Here is a 26,976-nt window from a genome sequence, read left to right as displayed (position 1 = left end):
AGCCAACCGTTGTGCTGCTTTCGGCGTCTGGCGGGGTATGAATGCCATTTCTCGTGCGCCGGTTCCGCCACCTACGCGGCCTGCCCGTCTGGACCCTTTTCTAAGCCAAAAGCTGCGGTTTTGGTCGTTGGTAGCCATGGTGCTGCTGGTGTACGTGCACGGCTACAACCTGCACTCCCGCTACCTGCAGCCATGGACGCCCGTGGATGAGGCGCTTTCGCCGGGTACTTTCGTACAGTACTTCCTGGCGAATGGACTGCTGCGCTTCCGCATTCCCATTCTGTTTGCCATTTCTGGCTACCTGTTTGCCCACCACGACGCCAGCGCCCCGCACGGGGTACGCGTGAAACGGCGCCTGCGTACCCTGCTTTTGCCGTATTTGCTGTGGAGCGCCATCGGGTTGGGCTTCACCTGGGCGCTGGAGCAGTATCCACCTACCCGGCAGCTGGTGGTGGAGGCGGCCTTGAGCATCTTTGGTCCCCAGAACCCGCTGGTGAGCGGCTACAGCCCTGGTGAGCTGCTGCTGCGGTGGCTGCTGCTGCCGGTGCCCTTTCAACTGTGGTTTCTGCGAAGTCTGCTGGTGTACAACCTGGCCTACCCGTGGATCCGTAAGGCTGTAGCACGCGGGCCGTGGGTATATTTCTCTATTGCCGGCCTGCTATGGTTTACGGAGTTCGGCATTCCCCCCCTTTTCGAAGGCACGGGGCTGGTGTTCTTTGCCCTGGGCGTATGGCTCCGCAAAACGGAGTTCAACGTGCTGACGCCGCCTCGCTGGTTTCGGCTAGGGCTGTTTGCGGCGGTGTGGGTGCTGCTGCTGGCCGTGAAAACCTGGCTGGCCTTTTACTTCGAGCACCCGCCTTTTCTGCTGATGCTCTTTCTGCACAAAACAGCGGAGGCCCTGGGCGTGCTGGTCATGTGGTTCGGGGCTGATGGCTTGGTGCGGGCGGCCATGCGCCGGTCCTGGTTTGGTTGGCTCACGGGCTTTTCCTTCATGATTTATGTCCTGCACGTGCCCCTGGTGAATTACGCCACCGAGGCCGCCCTGCGAGCCTGGCCCGGCCAGAACCTGCTGGTGTTTCTGCTGCTGCCCTTGGCCATTGTGGCGCTGGCTGTGTTGCTGGGGGCGGCATTGCGGCGCTTGGTGCCTGGCGTGTACGGCGTGCTCACGGGCGGGCGCGGCCTATAAGCCTAGGTAGCGCCATGCCGGCTGCACGTAGCGAAAGGAACGTTCGGAGTAGGAAAAGGCGTTGCCGGATTCGTACCTTTGCGGTCCTCAATTCGCCGCGGGCCCATGCGGGCAAGTTTCTCACTTCTAAGAAATTGCCCGGCCGCCCGTCCATCACACGCCCATGAAAGTAAGAAGCCAGCAGGCCAATAAAGTCAACGTCATTACCCTAGGCTGCTCCAAAAACCTCGTCGACTCGGAGGTGATGATGGGCCAGCTCCGTGCCAACCAGTTCGACGTAACCCACGAGGCGGACAAGAGCGACGCCAACATCGTCATCATCAACACCTGTGGCTTTATTGATAACGCCAAGCAGGAAAGCATCGACACCATCCTGCGCTACGCCGACGAAAAGGAAGCGGGCAAGCTGGAGAAGCTCTACGTAACGGGCTGCCTTTCCCAGCGCTACAAAGACGACCTGGAGCAGGAAATTCCCCAGGTCGACGCCTACTTCGGCACCTTGGAGCTGCCCCAACTGCTCAAAACCCTGGAAGCCGACTACAAGCACGAGTTGGTAGGGGAGCGGCTGCTGACCACGCCCGCGCACTACGCTTACTTCAAGATTGCGGAGGGCTGCAACCGCCCGTGCTCGTTCTGCGCCATCCCGCTCATGCGCGGCAAGCACATGGACCGCCCCATCGAAGATCTGGTAAAGGAAGCCAAGCGCCTAGCTAGCATGGGTACCAAGGAGCTGATTCTCATTGCCCAGGACCTAACCTACTACGGCCTGCAGCACTACGGGGAGCGGAAGCTGGCTGACCTGATGCGCAACCTCTCCGACGTGCCCGGCATCGACTGGATTCGCCTGCAGTACGCCTATCCTTCCCAGTTCCCGCTGGATGCTCTCGACGTGATGAATGAGCGCGAGAACATCTGCAAGTACCTGGATATGCCCTTGCAGCATATTTCCGATAACATGCTGAAAACCATGCGCCGGGGCATCAGCAAGCGCCGCACCATTGAGCTGGTGGACACCATCCGCCAGCGCGTGCCCGACATTGCCCTGCGCACCACGCTTATTGCCGGCCACCCCGGCGAGACGCAGCAGGATTTTGAGGACCTCTACAACTTCGTGGAGGAAACCCGCTTCGACCGCCTCGGCATCTTCACCTACTCCCACGAAGACAATACCCACTCTTTCACCCTCCCCGACGACGTGCCGGCCGAGGTGAAGCAGGACCGCGCCGACCAGATTATGGAGCTGCAGCAAGGCATTTCCATGGAGCTGAACGAGGAGAAGGTAGGCCAGACGTACAAAGTGCTATTCGACCGCAAGGAGAGCGGCTACTTCGTGGGCCGCACCCAGTACGACTCGCCCGAGGTAGACAACGAAGTGTTGGTGCCCGCCACCAAAGACACTTACGTGCGCCTCGGCGACTTTGCCCAGGTGCAGATTACGGAGGCCTCCGACTTCGACCTGTACGGCAAGCTGATCTAGCCGACCCACGTTAGTGCATTCCATACAAAAGCCCGGTTCCAGTTAGTTGAAGCCGGGCTTTTGCACGTCTGTCCCATCTATAATAGGCCCGATGCCACCTCGTGACGTACCTTTCGGCTGCAAGCCTCATCAACTATGAAAGCTCGGATTCAGCAGCAGCAGGTAGAGTACAACGTGGAAGGAGAAAGCCAGCCCGCCGAGGACCGCGTGCTCCTGGCCAGTGACGTCGACCTGACGGCCGGGCAGCCGTGGAGTGCAGCTGGTTATACGGTGGCACCTTTCCTCACGCCCGCTGAAACCGCCGCGTTGCGGGCCGGGCTAGCCGAAAAAGTGCGCGAGGTCCTGCGCAAAGTAGGCCACCCGGTGCCAGCCAACTGGCCCGTGGAGCAGTATCACACCCTCATCGGCGACAACCAGGAGCGGCACCTGGCGGTGGTAAACTTTACGAAGGAGTATGCCCTAGAGGAGTTGCCGGTGCCCGTGGCGCGGGTAGAGCAGCGCGTAAGTGCACTCTGTGGTCAGGCCGTGCGCGCGCTCAACCCACACAACGGGCAGCGGGCTTTTCACCTCCGACTGGCGCGCCCCGGCCGCACCGACAATAACCCCTTGCACCGCGACGCGTGGCTGGACCGTTTGCGCGACGGCCTCAACCTGTACTTTCCCGTGGCTGGCAGCACCGAACATTCTTCCCTCACGCTGGTGCCCGGCAGCCACCGCTGGCCAGAAAGCCGCACCGAGCGCACGGCCGGCGGGGCCGTTTACAACGGGGCCCGCTACAGTGTCCCGGCCCTGAAGGCCTCGGCCGAGCCCCTGGAGCTGGTGCGCCCCAACCCTTCCGCCGACGAAGTGCTGCTCTTTTCACCTTACCTGCTGCACGGCGGTGCTCTGAATTTGAATGCTGATGCCACCCGCATTTCTCTGGAAATGCGCTTCTGGGCCGAATAGGCCACTTTCAGGAATTGCTGGCGGCTGCCCGGCCCGCGTAGTCGAAAAATAGCCAGTTACTTTGTGGCCGCTGGCCGGTTATTGCCGAATATCTTTTCCCCTGTATGTCTGTCACGACTCTGCGCTACGCCGATACCGGCGCGTTTTCCCCGCTGCTCATCGATTATCTGGCCCGCCACGAAGCCCTTGCGCCTTTCTATCACCGCTTTCCTGCCCTCGAAGAATTTGCCGCGCAGCTGGAAGAAAAGCGCAGCTCCTACGCCGCCGAAGACCGCCAGCGCCTGATAACCGACCTGCGCCGCCAGTACGCTGCTCTCAGCGAAGTACACCCGGCCGTGCAGGCCAACCTAGACCTGCTCGAAAAGGAAACGACGTTCACCATCACCACCGGACACCAACTCAACCTGTTCACGGGGCCGCTGTACTTTATCTATAAGATTGTGACGGCCGTGAAGCTGGCCCGCCAACTCAAGGAGAAGTACCCGCAATACGATTTTGTGCCGGTGTACTGGATGGCGACCGAAGACCACGACTTCGCCGAAATCAATCATTTCAGCTTGTTTGGGAAGAAGTACGAGTGGAATGCTGCCGACACCGGTGGGCCGGTGGGCCGTCTGCCATTGGCCGGGCTCCAGGAGGAAGTGCTGGATCAGCTGCCCGCCGACGTGCCGGCCGCGTTCCGGGAAGCGTATCAAGAGTCTAAAACCCTAAGCGAAGCAACCCTGCGCCTGACCCACGCCCTGTTTGGGGATCTGGGGTTGGTAAGCCTTGATGCGGATAGCCCGGCGCTCAAGCAGGTCCTGGTGCCGGTGCTGACCAAAGAAATTCGGGAGCAGGCCTCCAACCGGGCGGTGCAAGCCGCTAATGCCCAGCTGGAAGCTGCAGGCTACAAGCCCCAAGTGTATTCGCGCCCCCTCAATCTGTTTTTCCTGACGGACACCGGCAAGCGGGAGCGACTGGAATACGATGCCGCCCAGGACTGCGTGCAGATTACTGTGCGCAACACCGGCCGCTGCCATACCCAGGAAGAACTGTTGACGCTGGCCCAGGAACACCCCGAGCAGTTTAGCCCCAACGTAGTGCTACGGCCTTTGTACCAGGAGCTGCTGCTGCCCAACCTGTGTTACATCGGCGGCGGGGCCGAGGTGGCCTATTGGTTTCAGTTGAAAGGCGTGTTTGCCGAAAACGGCGTCCCGTTTCCCATTCTGCTGCCCCGCAACTCGGCCCAGTTTATTGGCAAAGCCAGCGTGGGCAAGCTACGCAAGCTCGGGCTGACGGCCACCGACATCTTCCGGCCCCTGCCGGAGCTGAAAAAGCAGGTAGGCGCTACGCTGGGGCAGGAGGAAGTGAGCCTGACTGAGCAGCAGACCGAGTTGGCCGCCGCCTTTCAGGCTATAGCCGATCTGGCCCAGCGCCTCGACCCCACGCTGGTGCGCACCGTGGCTGCCGAGCAGCAGAAAGTAACGGGCATTGTGGCCGGGCTGGAAAAGCGGCTAAGCAAGGCTGCCGAAGCCAAGCACGAAACCGCGTATTCGCAGCTCACGGCCCTCAAAGACAAACTCATGCCCGGCGGCCACCTGCAGGAGCGCACCGACAACGTGCTGAACATCCTCATCAACAACCCCCAGTTCATTCAGCAGCTGCTGGCTGCCTTCGACCCCCTGGCCCTGGAGTTTACGGTGCTGGAAGAGGAGTAGAGCCGAGGAAAGGACCGTCGCTCCTGGGTCCACGGATTTTTCCTGAAAGTCAGGCAACGTCTCGGCGCGCCGCGGACTCTGAGGGAAAGTCGCTTCACCATACGCAGTAGCCTTATGCCTTTCCCTATTCTCTCTATGGATTTCGAGCGTGGCTCACGCCGACTTGCCACCCTTGTGCTTTGTCTTATAGCAGCTGTAACGGCTCAGGCACAAGTAGTATCAGGTACTGTCACGGAAGCGGCCAGCCAGCAGGGGGTGCCGTTTGCCAATATTGGCATTCTGGGCAAGGGAATCGGTACGGTAGCCGACGATACAGGGGCTTTCCAGCTGAAGTACTCGGAGGCCAACCTCAACGATACGGTGCGCGTGTCGAGCATCGGGTACCGGGCCCAGCGGCTCCTGCTGCGCGACCTGCTGGCCCGCCCCACCGTGCGGCTAGCGGAAGAAGCCGTGACGCTGCGCGAAGTGAAAGTAAAAGCCAAAGGTCTGTACAAACGTACCCGGACGCTGGGCAACACGGGCAACGCCAGCGGCACAATAAACCTGTCGGCCAGTGACTTGGGGGCGGAGATAGGCACCGTTATCCGGCTGAAACATACGCCCACGAAGGTGCTCACCGCCAACTTCAACGTGGCCTACAACCGGGCCGGCTCCCTTACTTACCGCGTAAACCTGTACCGTCTGCTGTCCAACGGCCAGCCTTCCAACGTGAAGCTGGTGCAGCGCGACATTATCGTGACCAGCGGCGTGACCGAAGGCCCAATTACCGTAGACCTGACCGCCGACCAATTGGTGTTGGAAGAAGATTTCTTCCTGGCCCTGGAATGGATTGGTGGGGCGGACGTCAAGAAAGTCAGCAACCAACTGGCCTTTACCGCCAGCGTGGGCTATACCAACAACGACCTATACATCCGCAAAACCAGCCAAGGCGTGTGGGAACGGCAATCGGTAGGGGCGTATCTGGCGGGCATGCAGCCCCGCGCTAGCTTCTACGTTATGGTACAGGACTGACGCAACTATTAAATGACCAAAGCCGCCCTGCGGCGCGCCGCTCTAGCTGCCCGCCGCGCTTTGCCCGAAGCCGAGGTAATCCGCCGCAGCCACTTGCTTACGGAACAGTTCTTTCGCCATCTGCTAGTAGCCGACTGGCACTGGCTGCACGTGTTTTTGCCTATTCCGCACCAGCACGAGCCTGACATGTGGCCGCTGATCCGGGCGTTGTGGGCGCAGCACCCGTACCTGCAGCTGGCCGTGCCCGTGGTACAGCCTGATGGCCAGACGCTCCGCCACTTTCATTTGACGCCCAATACCCAACTCGCCGTGAACCGCTGGGGAATTCCTGAGCCTGTGGATGCTACCGAAGTCTTCCCGCTGCAGCTGGATGCCGTACTCGTTCCGCTGCTGGCTTTCGACGAGAGCGGCCACCGCGTGGGCTACGGCAAAGGCTTCTACGACCGGTTCCTTATGGAATGCCGCCCTGAGGCGGTGCGGATTGGGGTAAGTCTGGATCCTCCGGTGCCGCGCATTGCCGATGCCTGGTCCGGCGACGTGCGGTTGCACGCCTGCCTCACGCCGGAAAAGGTATGGTGGTTTTAGCAGGAGCCCACGGCCGCCAGCCTGTGTAGCTGCCGGGCAATAAGGGACGAAGCCAGGCCGTTGGTAGGAAACACCCGTAACCAACTCACTGTCATGGCTGAAATCCAAGCTGCTCCCGCCGCCCGAAGTGGCAAGCCCCGCGTTAAAAAGCTCAACTTCCGCCTCGACATGACACCCATGGTGGACCTGGCTTTTCTGCTGCTCACTTTCTTCATGCTCACCACCACCTTCAACAAGGCCACGGTGATGCAGCTTTCGATGCCCGCCAAGGGTCCGGCTACCACCATTGACGACTCGCAGGCGCTAACCCTGATTCTGGATAAGCACCGGGTGCATTACTACTTCGGCCTGAATCCGCTGGCCAACGATGCGCCGGCTGGGGCCAGTGTACAAACTACCACGCTGGCCGCCAACGGACTGCGGCAGGTTTTGCTGCGCTTTCAGCAGAACGCGGGGCATGGCATGGTCCTCATTAAGACGAGCAAAGACGCTACCTACCAGGATATGGTAGATGCGCTGGATGAAATGAACATCACTGGCCAGCAGAAATATGCCCTCACCGACCTGGACCAGCATGATCAACAATGGCTGGCAATGCGCTAATGACAGCTCTCTGTAGAGCAAGGCAACCTCTTACTTAAGCCGCTGAGCTAAGTGCCTCACTAGCCAAATCAGTAGCACGAGGGGCAGCGCCATAGCCAGCACCAGCCAGAAAGGCGAAATAATGAAGTAGGTATTATGCATCTGGATGTCTAGCCTTGGCTGCAGTAGGGCCTTGAATCCAACCAGGTAGCCCGCCGGCAGCACGGCTCCGCCTAAAACCAGCAGGATCTGCAGCCACCAATAAAGCCATGGATGCTTGTTCATCGGGTAGTGGCAGAAACTGGGAGGGGTACCACCTGCGTAATCCGGGCTTGTCCCCAGGGGGCAATGCGCACCTGCACTTTCAGGTGACGGCGCTTTTCCAAGGCCTTGCCAGTGCCTTCGGGCACGTAGTAGCGTTCCAGGCCGTAGCGCAAACGCACGCTTCGCCGCCAGGTATCCTGCACCGAGCCCCGCAACACCGCCTGGTTTTCGGTGGCAGAAGGCTTTTCGGGGTAGATGCCAACGGCCGCGTAAGTGCTGTCGGGGCGGGCTTGCAGCAGCACGTAGGCGGCCTGCTGGGCGCGGGGCGGCTGCGGCCCTCGCCACAGGCGGCCGGGCAGCTGACTGATGGTATAGTTGAGCGTGACGTAGTCGCCGTAGAGCAGGTCGCGCGGATCTACGGGGGCGGTTTGCAGCCAGATGGTGCGGCCCCAGTAGCTGGTTGCATAGCCGCTGGCCGCCACGCCCACCACAAACAGTGCCTGGGCCGCTACCAGCCAGCGCAGCCAACGACGGCGCTGCGGCTCAGTCATCACCGAGGTAGTAGCTAGGGTCGGTACATTGGTGGCAGATGGGAGCGAGGCGTTCATACTTGCTGGGATGAAGAGGCCGCGGCCGTGCGGCTGGCCCGGCGGCGCAGATACCACCACAAAGCCAGCAGGAGTAGCCCACCCACCAGGAAAAACAACGACTTATCCATAAAGCCCCAGGTGAGCTTGAAGTAAGCTACGGCCGTGGTAAGAATAAAAAGCCCAGTGCCCAGCGTGATGCGGTCCTGGTTTTGCTCCTGGTGGGCGCGCACCAGCACCGCTCCCGAGTAGGCATACAGCACCACCAGCGTAGCCACGGCCAACGCCAGCCCGCCTTGGAAGTAGAACCCCGGCAAGAGCAGCAGCCAGTCGGTAGCGCTGCTCAGACGCCCACGCCGCTGCTTACCCCAGAGCGACAAAGCCAGCACCGCGCCCAGGGTGGCCAGATAAGCCAGAAGAGGAGGGCGGAGGGTATCGGTATACGAATCGGCTTCCCCGAACAAGGCCAGCCCCAGTGTAAACAGAAAGGCCGCTACCAGAGGGGGGCCTTGCACGGCCCGGGCAGCTGGCCGGTAGGGCTGCCAGTCGCCTAGGGTATAGATGAGCATGGCCGGCACGAAAAACCAGGTGAGCTTGATGTGCAGGTAGCTAACAAGCAGCGCCGACTGCCAGAGCAGCCCGGTAGCCAGCACGGCGCCCGTGAGAGCATCGGGGCGGCGCCACCAGTAGTAGCCCAAGCCCAGCGCCGTAAAAGCCGCCGTGAGGTAGCTGAAGGCGCCCAACTGCCCCGTGTTGTAGCCTTGCACTACGCCACTAATAATAGCCGTGAGCAGAAACAGCAGCCGACTGCGGTACAGCCAGGTGAGGGCCATGCCGGCCACAGCCCAGGCCAGCAGCCCCGTCAGATCGTAGCCAATGAGCTGGTAGAGCTGGCTGGTGAGGATAATGCTGGCCCCAAACAAGATCAAGCCCAGGGCAATCAGCCCCAGGCCTACTTGGTCGTTGCCGCGCCGGTAGAAATACTCTCCCGTCATGTAGGCCGCACCTAAAGAAACCAGTAGCAGCCCCAGGCGCAGCAGTTCCGGCAGGCCTTGCCAGTTAGCGGCTACCAAACTCAGCGCGCTCAGGCCCACCAGCAGGGAGCCCAGCAGCGGCAGCAGCCCGATGGCGTGGGTATCGAGCGGGTAGAGGGCTAGCAGCCGGGCGTGTTGCTCCGGCGTGATGATGCCTTTCTCCACCCATTCCTGACCGTCTGTTTCCAGCAGTTTTCGACTCATAGAAGCTCTAACCTACGGAGAAACCCTTGAAACGGACGGCTAGCTTGCTCCCGTTAAATCGAGCAGGTGCCCGTAGGGTCCAACAATTAGCTGGCTTAGCGCCCCGCTACCCCCGTTTCCAGGCCCGCGTCATTTCGCGCTTGCCGGGCGGGCCAGGAATCTTCTCTACCTGCCAGCCTGCCGCCAGCAGGCTGCGCTTGAAGGAGCCCTTGGCGCAGTAGCTCACCAGGCAGCCGCCCGGGGCGGTAGCCTCATAGAGCTGCGTGAATACGGCATCCGTCCACATATCGGGCTGCTTTTCGGGGGCGAAGGCGTCGAAGTAGATGACGTGGTACTGATTTTCCGGCAACGTGGTTTGCTGCAGCTCCTGGTCGATTTTGCGGAGCCGGAAGTGCGGGGCCAGCAGCACATCCTCATTCCAGGGGGCCGTGTGCAGCTGCCGGTGTAGGTCCTGCAGCTCGGGGTTCAGGATGTAGCGCTCCACGCCCAGCTGCTCGATGACAGAAAGCGGCAGCGGGTATTTTTCCAGGGTGTCATAGGTAATGAGCACGGGGGACACTAAACTGCGTTGCAGGGTGAGCAGAGCATTGAGGCCGGTGCCAAAGCCAATTTCCAGCACCCGCACCGGCGCACTTGCGGCCGCCAGCAGCGGTTCCAGGCCGGCCATTAAGTACACGTGCTGGGCCTCCTGCACGGCCCCGTGGGTGCTATGGTAGTGCTCATTCAGCGCGGGCACGTATAAGGTGCTCGACCCATCGGCGGTAGTACGCACTTCTACATCCATAGCGGTTTCTGGTTACGAGTTCCTGGTTTTGGGGTAGCGGGGATGAATACTAACGGCAATTTCGGCGAACTTCGGCGGCTGGTTCCGAGTAACTCGAAACGAGCAACCAGTAACTAGAAAATCCTTCCATGCCCCGCGTAAAAGTAGCGCTGCCCGATACATTCCTGCTGACCGTAGAAATTCCGTTGCGCATCACCGACCTCAACTACGGCGCCCACCTCGGCAACGATGCCCTGCTGGGGATTCTGCACGAGGCCAGGGTGCAGTTTCTGCGCTTTCTGGGGCAGGTAGAGCTGGACCCCACTACGCATATTGGCCACATAATGGCCGACGTAGCCATAGAGTACAAGGGCGAAGGGTTTTACGGGGATACGCTGCAGGTGCAGATGGCCGCCGCCGACGTGACCAAATACGGCTTTGATGTGGTGTATTGGGTGAAAAACCAGGAAGGCCGGGAAATAGCCCGCGCCAAAACCGGCATGCTCTGCTTTGACTATGGTACCCGCAAGCTGCGGCCCCTCGACGAGGCATATGCCCGCCGGCTGCGGGGTGAGGGGTAACCAGAGAGGCGGGTAGCACCAGCCACTTATCCCGTTCAGCCTGCGTACAAGGCACCTCATCATCCGCTCATCTGTATGCGCCTTTCCCTGCTCGGTGTGCTGCTGACCGCTGCCGCCTGTTCTTCTCCTTCCCCCTCCGAAACTTCTTCCACGCCTACTCCGCCGCTCCCGGCTGCGCAGAGAGGGGCTGCGGCGCCCGCGGTTCCTGTCGCGCCGCAGCCCCAACCCAGCGTGCTGAGTGATGTGCGCATAACCCACCTGTTTTCCAATGCCCGGCAGCCCGACGAGTTCCGCCTGGTGCTGCGCGGCGACTCCGTCCTGACGGCCTCGGCCCAGTTTTCCATCGTGTCGGCAGCCGGTGACACCCTCTGGACCGAGCGTTTTCCGGCCACTGCCCTCCTCAACTACGGCATCAACAAGTACGGCGAAAACCCTACCGATGCCCAGCGGGCCCATTACATCCGCAAGCGGGCCGCCGAATTCTTCACGGACGAAGCCTTTTCCATGCGAGCCGAAGTGCCACCGAGTGCCTCCCCCAAGCAGCTGAACCAGGCCGCCTGGGCCGAAGTGAAGGCAACCGGCTTGCCGCGGTTTGCCTACCAGCTGGGCGAAGAAAACGGGCAGATGATTGGCTACTCGCCTAAGCGGGGCAAAGCCGTAGTCTACTACACCTGCTGCTAGCAGCCCGGCCGGTAGTATCTTGCCCGAATGAGACGTGTTAAGCTCCTGATGTTGCTGCTGCTGCCCGCTGGCGGGGCCTTTGGAGAGGCATTTAAAGGCGGCGGCAGGCTGGAAGACTTTCTGTGGGGCGTGCTCCTGCTGCTGGTAGGCGCACCAGTGGCAATTGGGTTGGCTACGTACGGCCTCATGCGCCTGAGCAACGCCCACTACACGGCCAGCCCCAGGCTCACGGTAGGCTGTGGCTGCCTGACGTGGTGGCTGAGCCTGCTGATCGGGTTCAATATGCCCCCGAACCCGGGTGCCTTCTGGTTGCTGACCATAGGTGCGGGGGCTGGTGGCGCGGCGGCCGGCTACTACCTCAACCGGGTAGAAAAGCCCGGCGCCTAGCTTGCCGCCCGGACCCGGGAAAAGCTCACTAAGCAGCAGAACGGTTGGCAGCGTGTAAGTTGGGGCAGCAAATCCGTGGAACTCAAGCGCCTTCTGTATTGTATCTTTGCGGCTATGATGATTGACCTGCCCGTACTGACCAAGCGCGACATTCGCAAACTCACCCCCGACGAGCTCAAAGCCTTTATGGTAGAGCACGGCGAAAAGCCTTTCCGCGCCAAGCAGGTGCTGGAGTGGCTGTGGAAAAACACGGCGGGCTCGTTTGAGGAAATGAACAACATTTCCCTGGCTACGCGGGAGCTGCTGGCCCGGCACTTCGTCATCAACGGCGTGGCGGTGCAAAACCAGCAGCTCAGCAACGATGGCACTATCAAATCGGCATTTCGGCTGCACGATGGCAACATTGTAGAGGGCGTGCTCATTCCGCACGATACGCGCATGACGGCCTGCATTTCTTCACAAGTGGGCTGCTCGCTCACGTGTAAGTTTTGCGCTACAGGCTACATGGAGCGTAAGCGCAACCTCGATGCCGCCGAAATCTACGACCAGGTGGTGCGCATCCGGGAACAATGCGAGGCGCAGTATGGTACTCCGCTCACCAATATCGTGTACATGGGCATGGGCGAGCCGCTGCTCAACTACGCCAACGTGGTAAAAAGCATTGAGCGCATCACCGCCCCAGACGGCCTGAACATGGCCCCGCGCCGCATCACCGTCAGCACCGCCGGCATTGCTAAGATGATCAAGAAGCTGGCCGACGACGGCGTGAAAGCCAACCTGGCCCTGAGCCTGCACGCACCCAACGATGCGAAGCGCAACGAAATCATGCCCATCAACGAGGCTAACTCCCTGGCTTCGCTCAAGGATGCCTTGCAGCACTACCACCAAGTAACCGGCCGCAAGGTTACTTACGAGTACATCGTGTTCGAGAGCTTCAACGACACGCTGCAGGACGCGGAGGAGCTGTTCCAGATTTCGAAGTGGATTCCCTGCAAGGTGAACCTGATTGAGTACAACCCCATCGAAAACGCCAGCTACGTGAATACCGCCGACGACAAGCTGGTGGCCTTCCACAAGTACCTGGCCGACCGGGGCGTGCAAACCAACGTGCGCCGCAGCCGCGGCAAGGACATCGACGCCGCCTGCGGGCAGTTGGCCGTGAAGCAGAAGCCCGAGGTAGCCGCGTAAGCGCTTCCGGCAAAAACGAAAAAGCCCCACTTGCCAAATTTCCGGCGAGTGGGGCTTTTTCGTTTTTGCGCGTAGGCAGCACCATGGCCGGCGGCTTTACTTACCTGGCTTGCCGAAGCGGAACGTGAAGTCATAGAAAATAGGCACGGCGTAGGTGCTGCTCAGGCCATCGGAGTAGGAGAGGACATAGCCACCTGCCAGCCCCAGCGACGTACGCCGCCAGTTTAGTTTGATGCCGTAGAGGCCGGCAATACCTGCTTCTGAATCCGTGATAAGGTAGTTCTCCGTCAGCAATGACACGCGCCGCGAAATGCGGCGCTGTCCGCCCAGCTGCACTACCGGGGTGCGGGCCACCTCGCCGCTGGCAAAAGCATACCCCAGCCCAGCCGTAAAATTGTTGTCGGCCGAGCCGAAGGTAGCATTGCCGTAGAAAATGCCGGCACTCTCACCCGCTACCCGAATGTAGAGGATACCGCCTCCCACGTGGGTAGTCTCCGACACCTTGGCGGAAAGCTTGGGCGTGAAGGCCAGCAGCTGGTCGTTTAGCGGCACAAAAGGTACCACAGAGGTAAGGATGCCAATGGAAAAGTTATCGGTAACGCCATAGTTGGCGCCCAGCAGCAGCAGGTTGATGCTTTGCAGGCTGCCTTCGCCCTTGCGCAGGTTGCGGGCCGTGGGCTGAAAAAACAGCCGGTTTCCGTTGCCGATGTCAAACCAGTCTTCGGCCAGCGGGCGAATGGCACCGGGCGTCAGGTCCTCCAGGCGTTTGATATTGGCGCGCTCCACCTGCACAATGCCCAGGTCCGACGTGCGGAACTCCAGCTGCGCGGGGCGGAGGGCCACCAGCTCCCCCACAAAGGCAGTGCCCGTGAGCAGGTCTACCTGGTAGCGGTGGCCGATGGAATCGGCAGCGGCGGGTGTGGCGGGCTGGTTGACGGCGACGCCCGCCTGCTTCAGCTCCTGCACGCGTTGCTCAATGGCTTGGCTGGTTTGCTCGAACTGCGCCCGGGTAAACGGGCGCAGCACCGTGCGGCCGTCGCGCAGCTGGGCGTAAAGGGTAATAGCGCTGTCGGGGGCCTGCTCGAAGCGCGCCTGCTGAAAGTCGTTGGCTGAGTAATACGGGAACAAGCCGTACGTTGCCTTCTCCTGGGCATCAATAACTTCGCCCACGTGCGGACTCACAATCAGAATGCGGCCGGGTTGCTGGGCCTGAGCACCGAAGGCAACGGCAAGCGCAAGTAGTAAGGGAATAAAGAAGCGCATAGCGGAGCAAGGGAAAAGGTTTCCCAAACGTAGCGTTCTGCCGCGCAATCCGCATCACACAATCATGTAACCCCAGACTTTACAACAAAGCATATAAGCGGAGCTGCTGGGAATAAAAACCATCCTTAATAGCCATATTGGCAAGCTGAGGGGGCAATACTATGCCGCTGCCCTGGACTTTTCAGCTTTTCCAGCGCCCGGTAGAGCGGGGGCGGCCAGTGGTAATTTCTTCTTTGGTTTCGCCTTCGGGTACCTCCCGGGTTTCGATGCGCACGGCGTGGGCCTTGGGCTGCACTTTCTGCCCGAAGGCATCGGCAAACTCCTGGGTGAACTCGGCCCCGAAAAAGATGATGAGGGCAGAGTAGTTTACCCAGAGCAGCAGCACAATGGCCGAGCCCGCTGCTCCGAAAGCCGAGCCGGGGTTGGCCTTGGCGATGTAGAAGGCAATGAGAAACTTGCCCAGCACAAACAGTGTGGCCGTGATGACTGCGCCAATGCCCACGTCGCGCCAGCGGATGACGGCGTCGGGTAAAAACCGGTAGATCAGGGCAAACAGCAAGGACGTGACACCCAGGGAGAGGAAAAAGTCGACCAGCTTGATAACAACCACCCCGATTTCGGGAAACCACTGCTGCAGCTTGCCGGTGAAGGCACTCAGGATGGCGCTGACGACAAAGGAAATGAGCAGCAAGAGCGCCACGCTCAAAATCAGGCCGAAGCTCAGCAGCCGGTCACGCACAAACTGCCAGATACCGTTGCGTGGCTTCACCTTCAGGTTCCAGATGTCGTTGATGCTTTCCTGCAGGGTGACAAAGAAGGTAGTAGCCGCAAAGATGAGCGTACCGATGCCGATAACCGTAGCCAGGCCGCCTTTCTGCTGCTTGGTGAACTCGGCAATAGAATCCTGCAGGAACTTAGCCGAATCGGCGCCGAGAAATCCGCGTAGCTGCCCGTACACCTGTCCCGTCACGGCCTCGGCCCCATAGATGGAGCTGGCAATGGTGATGACAATGAGCAGCAGCGGGGGCAGCGAGAAAATGGTGTAGTACGACAGCGCCGCCGCGTGGCGAAACGAGTTGTTGACCATGAACTCGCTGGCAGTGGTTTTAAGGATATTGAAAATATCCGAAACGCGGTAATGTGTGGCCATAAGGTAGAAACGTCAGAGCACAGGGTTGCCGGTAGTACGGGCAGATTGCGCCGGGCGTTGGGGCCATCGGGTTGGTTTATGCATCTTTGCGTGGGATGCCCCTACCGGCACGAAGCCGGCCCGGGTTGTACACTGTTCAGCTTTCTATGCGCGCTATGTTCTTTGCTTTTCTGCTGTTGGCTGGCCTGGGTGCCTGCCAGTCGGGCCCCACGGAGCAACCAGCCACTACTACCGCCGCCGCTGCTGATACGGCCGCTTACCCAGCCGCGGCCGGGTTCGACCAATCAGGCTCCGACCCCCGCGCCCTGCGCTTGGCCGATAAGGCAATGCGGGCTATGGGCGGCTACCCGGCCTGGCAGCAGGCCCGTCTTTTTGGCTGGGACTTTCTGGATGGCTCCTACCAGCTCTGGGACAAGCAAACCGGCGACTTCCGCTGGCAGAAGGACAGCCTCGTCGCGCTCTACAACCTGGGCACCAAGCAGGGCAAGGTGTACCGTGCCGGCCAAGACGTTTCGGCCACCCCCGACGGGCAGAAGCTGCTGGCCAAAATGTACCCCATCTGGGTGAATAACTCCTGGTGGCTGCTGATGCCATTCAAGCTCAAGGATTCCGGCGTGACACTTACCTACCACGGCGCCGGCAAGCTCATGGACGGCACGCCCGCCGAGGTGCTGCACATGACCTTCAAGAACGTGGGCGTGACGCCCGATAACAAGTACGAAGTGCTCATCAACCCCAAAACCAACCTGGTAGAGGAGTGGGCTTTTTTCCCAAAAGCCACCGATGCCCAACCCGCGTTTCGCCGCCGCTGGGCCGGCTACCAGCGCTACGGTGCCCTGCTGCTGGCTACCGACCGCACTGATGGGAAAGACGGCCGCGCCCTGGGTCACCTTTCGCTCACCCAGCAAGTTCCCGCCGGCCTGATGCAGAACCCGAAGCCGGTGGCAAAGCTGTAGCCTACCATTAAGCTGTCATCCTGAGCAGAGCGAAGGACCTTATCACACTCGCACGACTTGCTGCAGTGTGATAAGGTCCTTCGCTCTGCTCAGGATGACAGCCGGTTTGTGAAAAGTAGTTTAGTTACCGGCGCAGCTCCCAGCGTAGTGTTTCGATGGGGCCGGTGCGCAGGGCAGCGGCCAGCTCGGCATCGTTAGCGAACTGCAGCTGGCCTAGCACGGTGGCCTCCACGCTCACGGTAAATTGCGGCTCACGGAAGGGCCAGGGCTGTACCGTTACGGGGCCATCGGCCTCGGCGCGCACTACCTCGTGGCGGTGACCATCGGGGCCGGTATAGACTTCCAGGGCCCGGCCCATTTCCGGCAGCTCGTGGCGGCACAGAATCAGGCTGAGCCGGTCGCACCAGTGCAGCAGGGCGTAGGCGCGTTCCGCCTCGGCTTTGCGGATTTTTAGCTCGCGCCGCCACGTCTTCTGACCAGCCAGCTGCTCATCCAGAAAGGCATCGGTTGCCTTATTCTGACCGCGCAGGCTTTCGTAGAGCGTGCTCAGGTGCATGCTGGTAAGCAGGCTCCGCCAGCGGCCCTGGAAGCGGGCCGCGCGCATTACGCCGGTGGCTTGCTCCAGCGAAAACTCCTTCATGGTGAAGTTGGCCGGAGCCCCGGCGGGCGTGAGGCCGTAGTGTCCATTCCACTGGTGCTGCTCGTCGTCGTGCTGGGCGGCGGCAGCCAGGAGGCCCACCCACTGGTCGCAGGGAAGAAACGCGGGCCACTGGTGCAGCAGCTGGGCCGCCAGCAGGGCGTGGGCCTGCTGGTAGATGATTTGCCAGCCGGCGGGCGTATGATTTACAATCATAAATAGGGACTTGGGAACTTGGGGTCTTGGTTTTGTACGGGCGGGGCGTTGGATGCGCAGTTGCAGAAACGGGTGGGCATGCCAGAGGTTTTCGGGTGGAACATTAATACAAACGCCCCACCGGAAAGGTGAGGCGTTTAAAAATCTCAGTAGTTAAATGATCAGAAAGTAGCTGGGGGGGCAGCAGCGGCCATGCGTTGCAGGAGTTGCGCGGTCCAGTACGCGTCCAGCCCAACCTCAACCCTGCCAACCTGAAATAAGCCGGGAGTATATTCTGTTTCGCTCAGGGACGTTGCCTGGAATGGCTCCGGCTGCTGCAGTAGCTCGATATGATTGAGGGGAATTCTGACCAGGGAAGAAAATCCCAGGTTGTTACGAATGACTACATCCTGCACATCAAAGCCAATCTGTAGCACGTCGTTGTACCATATTCCTCCAATGCGGGCTGAGAACTGGACCATGCGTAGCACGCCATGTGAACTTTCATATTGGTCCAGCAACTGTGCCCAGCCGGGCCCGAAAGGGTTAGCTGACTGCACGTTGCCATAGTAGCGCCGGATGATGGTACGAAAAAACCAATATATCAGGTAAACAGCGCCGGCATTTAGGGCCAGCCCAACCAAGAATCCAATAACGCCCATACTACTTCAGCACCACAGCTTCCTTCAGGTGAAGCAGCATGTCGTCCGTCATCTTATCTAGATTGTACTGGGGCTGCCAGTTCCAGTCCTGGCGGGCCTGGGTGTCGTCGATGCTGGCGGGCCAGGAGTCGGCAATCTGCTGACGCTGGTCGGGCTTGTAGGTAACTTGGAAGTCGGGATAGTGGCGCTGGATGCTGGCCGTAATTTCCCGGGGGCTGAAGCTCATGGCGCCCAGGTTGTAGGAGCTACGCACCTTGATGCTGTCGGCGGGGGCGTGCATGAGGTCGAGGGTGGCCTTCAGCGCGTCGGGCATATACATCATGGGCAGGTAGGTGTCCTCGGAAAGGAAGCACTCATAATTTTCGCCGGCCACCGCCTTGTGGTAGATGTCCACGGCATAGTCGGTGGTGCCGCCGCCGGGCAGGCTCTTGTAGCCGATGAGGCCGGGGTAGCGCAGGCTGCGCACATCGAGGCCGTGCTTGCGGAAGTACCACTCGCACCACTGCTCCCCAGCTAGCTTGCTGATGCCGTACACCGTGTTGGGGTTCATGATGGTGAGCTGGGGCGTGTTCTGGCGGGGCGTATCGGGCCCAAACACGGCAATGGAGCTGGGCCAGTACACTTGCTGCACGCCCAGGTCCACGGCCGCGTCGAGCACGTGAAACAGACCATCCATGTTCAGCTGCCAGCCAAATTTGGGGTTCTTCTCGGCCGTGGCCGACAGCAGCGCCGCGAGGTGGTATACCTGCTTGGGCTTGTACTGCTGGATAACTTCCGTCAGCCGGTTTTTGTCGAGCACGTCCAGCAGCTCAAACGGGCCGGCCTGCTGAATTTCGAGGTCTTTGGGGGTGCGTACGTCGGCGGCTACTACGTGGGAAGCGCCGTAGCGCTGGCGCAGCTCGTGGGTGAGCTCCAGGCCGAGCTGCCCGCCCGCGCCGATAACGAGAATGGTGTCGCCGGGGGTGGGGGCGGAGGAAGAAGTAGGCATGCGGAAAACAGGGGAATGGGTGGAGGGCAAAGATACGGATGCGGCGGAGTTGCGTCATTCTACGGCCCATACAACCATCCGGGTAAGGACCGGCTCCTTCCCATAGCTTATCGACCTGCCTATGCGCTACTTCTCTTTATTTCTGGTGTTGCTGTTTGCGCTCCAACCCACCGTTTCCGCGTCGGCACAAAGCCCGGAGCCGGCTGCTCGCCCGGTGTACCGCAACCTGGTGATGGAGGGCGGCGGTATTCGGGGCATTGCCTACGGGGGCGCGCTGCAGGAGCTGGAAAGCCGGGGTGTGCTGGCCGGTATTCGGCGGGTGGGCGGCACCTCGGCCGGGGCCATTCAGGCGGCCCTGCTGGCGGTGGGCTACTCGCCCCAGGAAATCATTGACGTGGTAAATCAAACGCCCGTGCAGCGCCTCAACGACGGCCGGGGGCTGTTTTTCGGGGGCAGCACGCGCCTGATCCGCCAATACGGCTGGTACCGCGGCGACCAGCTCACGCGCTACCTCACCGAGCTGGTGGCCCGCAAAACCCAGCGCCCCCACCTCACGCTGGCCGAGCTACACGTGCTGGCGCAGCAGGAGCCGGCCCGCTTCCGCGACCTGTACACCACCGGCACCAACCTCACCCGCCAGTGCCGCCAGACGTTCAGCTACGAAACCCACCCGGATATGCGCGTGGCCGACGCCGTGCGCATCAGCATGAGCATCCCGCTCTACTTCCGGGCCGTGCTGCTGGATACCGCCGGCCACGTGGTGCCGCACCCGGCCAAAGGACAGCTGGTGGAAGTGGTGGTAGATGGGGGCCTGCTGGCCAACTACCCGCTGGATTTATTTGACCACCCGCGCTACCTTCCTGGAGCCGCCGGGCCTTTTATCAACCCCGAAACGCTGGGTTTGCGCCTCGACCGCGCCGAGCAAGTGGCCTACGACACGCGCCCCGGGGGCCGGCAGCAGCTGGCACCTTACGCGGTGCAGGACTTTGGTTCCTACATCGGGGCACTGTACACGGTAGCCCTGGAAAACCTGAACGCCCCCCGCCCCGAAGACTGGCCCCGCACCATCAGCATCGACACGCGCGGGTTCAACCCCAAAATCAAGCGGCTATCCGCCCCGCAAAAACAGGAGCTGATGGACAGCGGCCGGCAGGGCGTGCAGGCGTTTTTCAATCGGGCTGAGGCGGCAAGCCGGTAGGGACCCGGTTACCGCGGAAAATGGTTGCGCTTGGGCACGTTGAAAAAGTAGGAGGTGAGCAGCGGGATCAGGAAAATAACTACCGTCAGCACCGTCAGGCCCACGTCGGCGGCGTGGCTGCCTAGGAAGCGGCTGAAGGCCGATTCGGGCTGGTAGTGCTCCACCAGGGAGAGCAGCAGCTTCAGCCCCAGAATACCGATAACCAGGAAGGCGGCGGTTTCGAGAAACGGGTACTTGGCCATGAGTAGCACGAAGGCCTGGGCCACCAGCCGCATGGCCAGAATCCCGATAAACACGCCCAGGCAAATCAGAATCAGGTTGTCGGTGAAGGCCACCACGGCAAACACGTTGTCGATGGAAAAGGCCAGGTCCATCAGCTCGATGAGGGCCACCGTGGCCCAGAACTGCCCAAACAAACCCAGCGTGTGCCGGTATACCCAGCTTTTCTCTTTGTCGGGGCCCTGGTCGTCGTCGGAGCTGCCGTGGTTTCTGGGCTTGAACTGGGCGTAGGCCAGGTACAGCAGGTAGAGGCCGCCGAGGGGCTTGAGAAACCAGAACTCAATCAGAAACGAGGCAAACACAATGCACAGCCCCCGGAACACGTAGGCTCCAATGATGCCGTAGCGCAGGGCCTTCTGGCGCTGCTCCTTGGGCAAGTCGCCCACCATGGTCGCCAGCACAGCGGCGTTATCCACGCTCAACAGGCTTTCAATGATGATAAGGTTGCCCACAATAGCCAGCGCCGCCAGCGGGTTGTCCAGAATTTGTTGGATATGTACGTTCATGCAGGATGCGGTAGAGCCGGACGAGTGATACGGACGAGCCGGGGGAAAGGCTGACGGGCCAGCCAACTGCAAACCTACACCACGCCGGCGCAATGCCGTACCAAAAGCCTCCGTACTTTCGCATAACCGCCCACTCATTCACCCATTCGCTTGTTCACCTTATGTACACCACCCTCCAACCCGACCTCCAGCAGCAGCTCCAGGAAATCAAAGACGCGGGCCTCTACAAGAAGGAACGCGTGATAACCTCGCCCCAGGGCGCCGAAATTGAAACCCAGGAAGCCGGCGAAGTGCTGAACTTCTGCGCCAACAACTACCTGGGCTTGTCCTCCCACCCCGAGGTAATCAAAGCGGCCAAAGAAGCCATTGACACCCACGGCTACGGCCTATCGTCGGTGCGCTTTATCTGCGGCACCCAGGATATTCACAAAGAGCTGGAAAAAAAGCTGGCCGAGTTCCTGGGCACTGAAGACACCATCCTTTACGCCGCCGCCTTCGACGCCAACGGCGGGGTGTTCGAGCCCCTATTCAACGAGCAGGACGCTATTATTAGTGACGCGCTGAACCACGCCTCCATCATCGACGGGGTGCGCCTGTGCAAGGCCCAGCGCTACCGCTACAATCACAACGACATGCAGGACCTGGAGCTTCAGCTGCAGGATGCCGTAGCCAAAGGCACGCGCCACCGCATCATCGTGACGGACGGCTCCTTCTCCATGGACGGCACCATTGCCCAGCTCGACAAAATCTGCGACCTGGCCGATAAGTACCAGGCCCTGGTGATGATAGACGAGTGCCACTCCATGGGCTTCCTGGGCAAAACCGGCCGCGGCACCCACGAGTACCGCAACGCCATGGGCCGCGTCGACATCATCACGGGTACGCTGGGCAAGGCCCTGGGCGGGGCTATGGGCGGCTTCACCTCGGGCCGCAAGGAAATCATCGACATGCTGCGCCAGCGTAGCCGCCCGTACCTATTCAGCAACACCCTCGCGCCGGCTATTGTGGGCGCCTCCCTGCGGGTGCTGGAACTGCTCACCGAAAGCACGGCCCTGCGCGACCAGCTGGAGCAAAACACCAAGTACTTCCGGGAGAAAATGACGGAAGCCGGCTTCGACATCAAGCCCGGCGAGCATCCCATCGTGCCCGTTATGCTCTACGATGCCAAGTTGGCCCAGGAGTTTGCCGCCAAAATGCTCGAAAAAGGCATTTACGTCGTGGGCTTCTACTTCCCCGTAGTGCCGAAGGGGCAGGCCCGCATCCGGGTGCAGCTGTCGGCGGCGCATACCCGCGCCCATTTGGAAAAGGCTATTGCGGCCTTTATTGCGGTAGGCCGGGAACTGGGCACCCTGAAAGACCGCAGCGCCCAGCAGCCCGAAGCAGGCCAGGTAGTAACCAACACGCCCTAAGCCATCTTGCTATCTAGGCTCTATACAAAAGGCCCCGGTTTGCCCAACAAGTGCGCAAACCGGGGCCTTTTGTATAGCAGTAGGTTATTGGCCCAAAGCTTTTGGGTCTGGTTGTTAGACTATCCAATTCCTTGTGCCCTACGGCGGAAATGAGGCATCGTGAGCTTACAGCATTGCCTTGCTGCGAAGCTTTTCCGGCCCCACCATGCTGAGAGGTTGGTTATGGCCGCCTTGATGATGTCGGCCGTGTTGCCTTGGCTCGGGATGATAAGGATAGTGCCCCCGTCGACCACAGCGCCCAGCCCATGAGCACCGGCTGCAGAAACAAGCGCCCCAGCCGCTTTTCATCCGTATCGAGGCCAAAGGCGGAGAGATGATGCGTATACTGGTGGATGTTGCCGGGGAAGACGGCCGCGTAGAAAGCTGCCAAGCCTATGCCCATCAATTGCCGGTTGCGGCCTTTGGCCAGCAGCAACGCCAGCCCCAGCCCGATTTCCACCACCCCCGAAGCCAGTACCGTGGTATCCTTGCTCAGCGGCACAAAGTCGGGTACCTGGGCCTGAAACTCCCGGCGCTGAAACGTGAGGTGGCCGGTACCGGCGGCCACCATAAAGGTGCCCATCAGAGCGCGGGCTACGTTTTGCAGGGTAGTGGTGTGGGGGTGAGAAGCCATGCGGGCAGGTTGTAGGGTGAGCGGTACGGATGGGCTATACGACTAAGTATCGACTGTGGATAGAACCCAGGGGCAGTATTTTACGAGGAAAGACCCGCAAAAGCCGCGACTCAGGAGCAGCCAGATACGCCCTTAGGAGCCGGGGGCGCATCCTGATATGACAGGCCAAATAGGTGATAGATGAATGGAGCCCGCTTAGGAATTATCATCCGGTCCCTCTTATCTTCGGACCGCAAGGGATAAGGTAATAGCGGCGGATAGTTAACGCAGTATGATTTTTAATCAGTTTTCATACTAGCATAATTACAGGTATCACTTGTGTATTCATTCACCTTTTTATCATATCAATTCAATGAAGCGTATTCCTTTCCTCGCCTTGGCTATCGTAGCCAGTAGCGCATTTTTTGGCTGCGGCAAAGACAAAGACCCGGCTCCAAAGTCCAAAAGCGAGTTGCTAATGGCAAAAAGCTGGCGCGTAACGGCCCAGACGGAAACCGTTGGTTCAAATACTCAGGACACTTTTAGTAGCGAAGAGGACTGTACGAAGGACGATCTGGCGAAATTCATGGCCAATGGGATATTCATTGCCGACGAAGGAAAAACCAAATGCGACCCATCGGATCCGCAGCAGTTCGCCGGTAATTGGACCCTGACATCCAACGACTCAAAGCTGCTGATTACAGTATTTATTGCTGCCGTCGAATTCGATATAACCGAGTTGAGCGAGAACAAGTTGGTACTAACCACCCAGGACACGGATAATGGGGTTGTTACCACTACCCGTACGACTTATGTAGGCGAATAAGACGCAGTAGCTGCATCAAAAAACGCCCGTTTCTCAATCGAGAAACGGGCGTTTTTTGATGTGTATATGTCAGGTTGAGCCCTGGTCTTAGTGAGCCTGCAGCCAGTTGCGGCCGGTGCCTACTTCTACCTCCAGGGGCACGCCGTGGGGGAGCAGCAAGGCGTTGGACATCAGCTCTTTGATCTTGGGGGTAATGAATTCTACTTCCTCCTGCACCGCGTCGAACACCAGTTCGTCGTGGACCTGCAGGATCATCTTGGTGCCGAGCTTTTCCTGAATCAGCCACTCGTGGATGTTGATCATGGCCATCTTAATGATGTCGGCGGCCGTGCCCTGGATGGGGGCGTTGATGGCGTTGCGCTCGGTGTAGCCGCGCAGGGTGGCGTTGCGCGAGTTGATGTCACGCAGGTAGCGGCGGCGGCCCAGCAACGTGGTGGCATATTCCAGCTCCCGGGCCTTGTTGATGCTGTCGTCCATGAACTGCTTTACCGACGAAAACTCCTGGAAGTAGGTGTCGATAATCTCGGTGGCTTCCTTGCGCGAAATACCGATGCGCTGGGCCAAGCCGAATGCCGAAATGCCGTAGATGATGCCAAAGTTGACGGTTTTGGCCTTGCGGCGCATCTCCCCGTCTACCTCCGTCAGCGGCACGTGGAATACCTTGCTGGCCGTGCTGGTATGAATGTCGAGGCCCTGGCGAAAGGCTTCAATCATGGTTTTGTCGCCCGAGAAGTCGGCCATGATGCGCAACTCCACCTGAGAGTAGTCGGCGGCCAGTAGCACGTGGTTCTCGTCGCGGGGCACGAAGGCTTTCCGGATTTCGCGGCCTTTTTCGGTACGAATGGGAATGTTCTGCAGGTTGGGGTTGGTGCTGCTGAGGCGGCCCGTGGCCGTTACGGCCTGGTTGAAGGAGGTATGCACGCGGCCATCTACTTCGCACACCAGCTGGGGCAGGGCCTCCACGTAGGTGCTGCGCAGTTTGGTAAGCTGGCGGTGTTCCAGAATCAGCCCGGCAATGGGCGCATCGGCCGCCAGCTGGCTCAGGATTTCCTCGCCGGTAGCGTACTGCCCGGTTTTCGTTTTCTTGATTTTGCCGCCTCCCAGGCCCATCTTATCAAACAGCACTTCGCCCAGCTGCTTGGGGGAGCCGATGTTGAACTCCTGCCCGGCTTCCGAGAAAATCTGCTTTTCAATATCCTGGATGTAGCCCTGCAGCTCGGCTGAGTACTCGCCCATGGCCGAAGAGTCAATTTTCACGCCTTCGTACTCAATATCGGCCAGCACCGGCACCAGCGGATTTTCTACTTGGTTGAGCAAGTCCAGCAGTCCTACTTCCTTGAGCATGGGCTCGAACACATGCTTGAGCTGCAGCGTCACGTCGGCGTCCTCGCAGGCGTAGTCCGACACCTCGGCCGGGGGCAGGTCGGCCATAGTTTTCTGATTTTTGCCTTTCGGGCCGATGAGCTCCAGAATGCTCACGGGTGTGTAGTGCAGGTAGGTTTCGGCCAGCACGTCCATGTTGTGGCGCATATCGGGCTCCAGCAGGTAGTGAGCCAGCATGGTGTCGAACAGCGGACCGCTCACCTGCACCTTGTAGTGCTTGAGAATAGTAAGGTCGTACTTGATGTTCTGGCCCACTTTGGTGATGTGCGCGGCCTCGAAGAACGGGCAGAACTCATTTACCAGCGCCTGGGCGGCGGCGTGGTCATCGTGCGGCACGGGCACGTAGTAGGCCTCGCCGGGTAGCCAGCAAAACGACAGCCCCACCAACCGGGCCGTCATGGTGTCGAGGCCGGTGGTTTCGGTGTCGAAGCTGACCTCCGTTTGCTGCAACAGGAATTCAAGCAGGGACTTGCGCAGCTCCGGTGTATCAATCAGGTGGTACTGGTGCGGCACATCCTGCAACGTCAGGCGCGGCCCGGCGGGAGCCCCAAAGGAGCCGGTTTCGCCTTCCTCGGCGGCTATGCCTACCGCTGCGTCGGCGGAAGAGCCAAACAAGCTACCCTGGCCCTCGGCTACTTTAGGCCGCCGGGCCCCGCGCGGGGTAGGGGCGGTGCTGGTGCTGCCCGGGCTGCCCCCGCCCAGCACGCGGGCGGCCAGCTGCCGGAATTCCAGCTCCTCAAACAACTGGCGCAGCTCATTTTCGTCGGGCTTGTCCAGCACCAGCTTTTCGGCCTCAAACTCAATGGGCACGTCCAGGTGAATGGTGGCCAGCTCCTTGCTCATCAAACCCTGCTCGGCGAAGTTGCGCACGTTTTCCTGCTGCTTGCCTTTGAGCTCGTGCACGTTGGCAATCAGGTTTTCCACCGAGCCGTACTTCTGAATCAGGGTTTTGGCCGTCTTTTCGCCGATGCCGGGAATGCCGGGAATGTTGTCGGAAGCGTCGCCCTGCAAGCCCAGGATGTCGATTACCTGCTCGGGACGCTCAATCTCGAAGCGCTGCAGCACGTGCTGCACGTCCAGCACTTCGGCGGCATTGCCCATGAAAGCCGGCCGGTAAATCTTGATGCAGTCGGTAACGAGCTGGCAGTAGTCTTTGTCCGGCGTCATCATGAACACCTCCCCGAAGCCCTGGGCCTCGGCGCGGCGGGCCAGGGTGCCAATCACGTCATCGGCCTCGAAGCCTTCCACCATCAAGATGGGAATGTGAAAGGCCTTGATAATGCGCTTGATGTAGGGAATGGCCAGCCCAATGTCTTCGGGCATGGCCTGGCGCTGGGCCTTGTACTCGGCAAACTGCTCGTGGCGGAAGGTTTTCTTGGCCGCATCAAAGGCTACCCCAATGTGGGTGGGCTTTTCCTTCTGCAGCACCTCCACCAGCGTATTAGTAAAGCCCAGGATGGCCCCGGTGTTCAGGCCCTTGGAGTTCACGCGCGGGTTTTTGCTGAAGGCAAAGTGGGCGCGGTAGATCAGAGCAAAGGCGTCGAGCAGGAAAAGCTTGTGGGGTTGGGCAGCGGGGGCGTCGGGAGTCATAGGGGCGAAGGTACGGAAGGCAAGGAGGCAGGCCAGCACAACCAGCGGCCTGCCCCCGGGATTACGCAAATTTTAGGCTGACTGATGGAAGAACTCCGGAATTTTGCGCC

The 26,976-nt window shown here is 60.3% G+C and carries 27 protein-coding genes; 15 read left to right on the top strand and 12 right to left on the bottom strand.

The window, feature by feature from the left end:
* Positions 1–37 precede the first annotated feature (37 nt).
* The 7 genes from HER32_RS08795 to HER32_RS08765 all read left to right on the top strand — a co-directional run bounded on the left by HER32_RS08795 (position 38) and on the right by HER32_RS08765 (position 7,504).
* Positions 38–1,186 carry an acyltransferase family protein gene (locus HER32_RS08795; RefSeq protein WP_168681614.1) on the top strand — a complete coding sequence of 383 codons (1,149 nt, stop codon included), beginning with the start codon at positions 38–40 and terminating at the stop codon, positions 1,184–1,186.
* Positions 1,187–1,349: 163 nt separating this feature from the next.
* Entirely contained in the window at positions 1,350–2,663 is a 1,314-nt protein-coding gene (gene rimO / locus HER32_RS08790; protein WP_168681613.1) for a 30S ribosomal protein S12 methylthiotransferase RimO, read from the top strand.
* Between the two features lie 135 nt (positions 2,664–2,798).
* Positions 2,799–3,608 carry a phytanoyl-CoA dioxygenase family protein gene (locus HER32_RS08785; protein ID WP_168681612.1) on the top strand — a complete coding sequence of 270 codons (810 nt, stop codon included), beginning with the start codon at positions 2,799–2,801 and terminating at the stop codon, positions 3,606–3,608.
* A 104-nt stretch (positions 3,609–3,712) separates the two neighbouring features.
* On the top strand, positions 3,713–5,305 hold the full coding sequence (bshC, locus tag HER32_RS08780) for a bacillithiol biosynthesis cysteine-adding enzyme BshC (RefSeq protein WP_168681611.1): 1,593 nt from the start codon (positions 3,713–3,715) through the stop codon (positions 5,303–5,305).
* A gap of 135 nt (positions 5,306–5,440) precedes the next feature.
* Positions 5,441–6,316, top strand: a complete 876-nt coding sequence (locus HER32_RS08775) for a carboxypeptidase-like regulatory domain-containing protein (protein WP_168681610.1) — start codon at positions 5,441–5,443, stop codon at positions 6,314–6,316.
* A 12-nt stretch (positions 6,317–6,328) separates the two neighbouring features.
* Complete coding sequence (locus tag HER32_RS08770) at positions 6,329–6,901, top strand: 5-formyltetrahydrofolate cyclo-ligase (RefSeq protein WP_168681609.1); 573 nt, start codon at positions 6,329–6,331, stop codon at positions 6,899–6,901.
* Positions 6,902–6,994: 93 nt separating this feature from the next.
* Positions 6,995–7,504 (top strand): ExbD/TolR family protein, encoded by a 510-nt coding sequence (locus HER32_RS08765; RefSeq protein ID WP_168681608.1) that lies wholly within the window; start codon positions 6,995–6,997, stop codon positions 7,502–7,504.
* Positions 7,505–7,534: 30 nt separating this feature from the next.
* On the opposite strand, the gene HER32_RS08760 is transcribed toward HER32_RS08765, so the two are convergent.
* The 4 genes from HER32_RS08760 to mnmD form a co-directional block, all read right to left on the bottom strand.
* Positions 7,535–7,768, bottom strand: a complete 234-nt coding sequence (locus HER32_RS08760) for a hypothetical protein (RefSeq protein ID WP_168681607.1) — start codon at positions 7,766–7,768, stop codon at positions 7,535–7,537.
* Entirely contained in the window at positions 7,765–8,355 is a 591-nt protein-coding gene (locus tag HER32_RS08755) for a GDYXXLXY domain-containing protein (protein ID WP_168681606.1), read from the bottom strand. The genes HER32_RS08760 and HER32_RS08755 overlap by 4 nt, the downstream gene beginning before the upstream one ends.
* Positions 8,352–9,572, bottom strand: a complete 1,221-nt coding sequence (locus HER32_RS08750) for a DUF2157 domain-containing protein (protein ID WP_168681604.1) — start codon at positions 9,570–9,572, stop codon at positions 8,352–8,354. Before HER32_RS08750 ends, HER32_RS08755 begins: the two co-directional genes overlap by 4 nt.
* Before the next feature lie 106 nt (positions 9,573–9,678).
* Positions 9,679–10,356: a tRNA (5-methylaminomethyl-2-thiouridine)(34)-methyltransferase MnmD gene (mnmD, locus tag HER32_RS08745; RefSeq protein ID WP_168681602.1), complete on the bottom strand. Its 678-nt coding sequence runs from the start codon at positions 10,354–10,356 to the stop codon at positions 9,679–9,681.
* Positions 10,357–10,484: 128 nt separating this feature from the next.
* On the opposite strand from mnmD, the gene HER32_RS08740 reads away from it, so the two are divergent.
* The 4 genes from HER32_RS08740 (at position 10,485) to rlmN (ending at position 13,172) form a co-directional block, all read left to right on the top strand.
* Positions 10,485–10,916 (top strand): thioesterase family protein, encoded by a 432-nt coding sequence (locus HER32_RS08740; protein ID WP_168681601.1) that lies wholly within the window; start codon positions 10,485–10,487, stop codon positions 10,914–10,916.
* Positions 10,917–10,991: 75 nt separating this feature from the next.
* Positions 10,992–11,597, top strand: a complete 606-nt coding sequence (locus HER32_RS08735; protein WP_168681599.1) for a hypothetical protein — start codon at positions 10,992–10,994, stop codon at positions 11,595–11,597.
* A gap of 27 nt (positions 11,598–11,624) precedes the next feature.
* Entirely contained in the window at positions 11,625–11,984 is a 360-nt protein-coding gene (locus tag HER32_RS08730; protein ID WP_168681598.1) for a hypothetical protein, read from the top strand.
* Positions 11,985–12,101: 117 nt separating this feature from the next.
* Positions 12,102–13,172, top strand: a complete 1,071-nt coding sequence (gene rlmN, locus HER32_RS08725; RefSeq protein ID WP_373281600.1) for a 23S rRNA (adenine(2503)-C(2))-methyltransferase RlmN — start codon at positions 12,102–12,104, stop codon at positions 13,170–13,172.
* 96 nt (positions 13,173–13,268) lie between these two features.
* Here the strand turns inward: rlmN and HER32_RS08720 are convergent, their stop codons facing one another.
* Together HER32_RS08720 and HER32_RS08715 are read right to left on the bottom strand one after the other, a co-directional pair.
* Positions 13,269–14,435 (bottom strand): hypothetical protein, encoded by a 1,167-nt coding sequence (locus tag HER32_RS08720; RefSeq protein ID WP_168681596.1) that lies wholly within the window; start codon positions 14,433–14,435, stop codon positions 13,269–13,271.
* Between the two features lie 181 nt (positions 14,436–14,616).
* On the bottom strand, positions 14,617–15,585 hold the full coding sequence (locus HER32_RS08715) for a YihY/virulence factor BrkB family protein (RefSeq protein WP_149069589.1): 969 nt from the start codon (positions 15,583–15,585) through the stop codon (positions 14,617–14,619).
* A gap of 155 nt (positions 15,586–15,740) precedes the next feature.
* Here HER32_RS08715 and HER32_RS08710 point away from each other — a divergent pair, with 155 nt between their 5' ends.
* Complete coding sequence (locus tag HER32_RS08710; protein WP_168681595.1) at positions 15,741–16,541, top strand: hypothetical protein; 801 nt, start codon at positions 15,741–15,743, stop codon at positions 16,539–16,541.
* A 124-nt stretch (positions 16,542–16,665) separates the two neighbouring features.
* Here the strand turns inward: HER32_RS08710 and HER32_RS08705 are convergent, their stop codons facing one another.
* From HER32_RS08705 to HER32_RS08695, 3 genes are all read right to left on the bottom strand, one after another.
* The gene (locus HER32_RS08705; protein WP_149069587.1) at positions 16,666–17,394 is read right to left on the bottom strand and encodes a DUF3891 family protein; all 729 of its coding nucleotides are present in this window, start codon (positions 17,392–17,394) and stop codon (positions 16,666–16,668) included.
* Between the two features lie 161 nt (positions 17,395–17,555).
* Positions 17,556–17,855 (bottom strand): hypothetical protein, encoded by a 300-nt coding sequence (locus HER32_RS08700; RefSeq protein ID WP_149069586.1) that lies wholly within the window; start codon positions 17,853–17,855, stop codon positions 17,556–17,558.
* A gap of 181 nt (positions 17,856–18,036) precedes the next feature.
* Entirely contained in the window at positions 18,037–19,023 is a 987-nt protein-coding gene (locus HER32_RS08695) for an NAD-dependent epimerase/dehydratase family protein (RefSeq protein ID WP_168681593.1), read from the bottom strand.
* Positions 19,024–19,144: 121 nt separating this feature from the next.
* Between HER32_RS08695 and HER32_RS08690 the strand changes: the two genes are divergently transcribed.
* Positions 19,145–20,221, top strand: a complete 1,077-nt coding sequence (locus HER32_RS08690; protein ID WP_168681592.1) for a patatin-like phospholipase family protein — start codon at positions 19,145–19,147, stop codon at positions 20,219–20,221.
* 8 nt (positions 20,222–20,229) lie between these two features.
* Here HER32_RS08690 and HER32_RS08685 read toward each other — a convergent pair whose 3' ends face one another.
* Positions 20,230–21,006 (bottom strand): DUF475 domain-containing protein, encoded by a 777-nt coding sequence (locus tag HER32_RS08685; RefSeq protein WP_168681590.1) that lies wholly within the window; start codon positions 21,004–21,006, stop codon positions 20,230–20,232.
* Between the two features lie 161 nt (positions 21,007–21,167).
* Between HER32_RS08685 and kbl the strand changes: the two genes are divergently transcribed.
* The gene (kbl, locus tag HER32_RS08680) at positions 21,168–22,415 is read left to right on the top strand and encodes a glycine C-acetyltransferase (RefSeq protein ID WP_149069582.1); all 1,248 of its coding nucleotides are present in this window, start codon (positions 21,168–21,170) and stop codon (positions 22,413–22,415) included.
* A gap of 220 nt (positions 22,416–22,635) precedes the next feature.
* Here kbl and HER32_RS08675 read toward each other — a convergent pair whose 3' ends face one another.
* Positions 22,636–23,088, bottom strand: a complete 453-nt coding sequence (locus HER32_RS08675) for a DoxX family membrane protein (protein ID WP_168681588.1) — start codon at positions 23,086–23,088, stop codon at positions 22,636–22,638.
* Positions 23,089–23,440: 352 nt separating this feature from the next.
* Here HER32_RS08675 and HER32_RS08670 point away from each other — a divergent pair, with 352 nt between their 5' ends.
* On the top strand, positions 23,441–23,893 hold the full coding sequence (locus HER32_RS08670; RefSeq protein WP_168681586.1) for a lipocalin family protein: 453 nt from the start codon (positions 23,441–23,443) through the stop codon (positions 23,891–23,893).
* Between the two features lie 87 nt (positions 23,894–23,980).
* Here HER32_RS08670 and polA read toward each other — a convergent pair whose 3' ends face one another.
* A complete protein-coding gene (polA, locus tag HER32_RS08665; protein ID WP_168681585.1) occupies positions 23,981–26,866 on the bottom strand; it encodes a DNA polymerase I in 2,886 nt (961 codons plus the stop codon).
* Positions 26,867–26,976: the final 110 nt, after the last annotated feature.

It is taken from the genome of Hymenobacter sp. BT18 (assembly GCF_012273015.1).
In the GTDB taxonomy this organism is placed as follows: Bacteria; Bacteroidota; Bacteroidia; order Cytophagales; family Hymenobacteraceae; genus Hymenobacter; species Hymenobacter lutimineralis.
The sequence above is the reverse complement of the archived record's forward strand: the minus strand, read 5'-3'. Positions and strand labels throughout refer to the sequence as shown.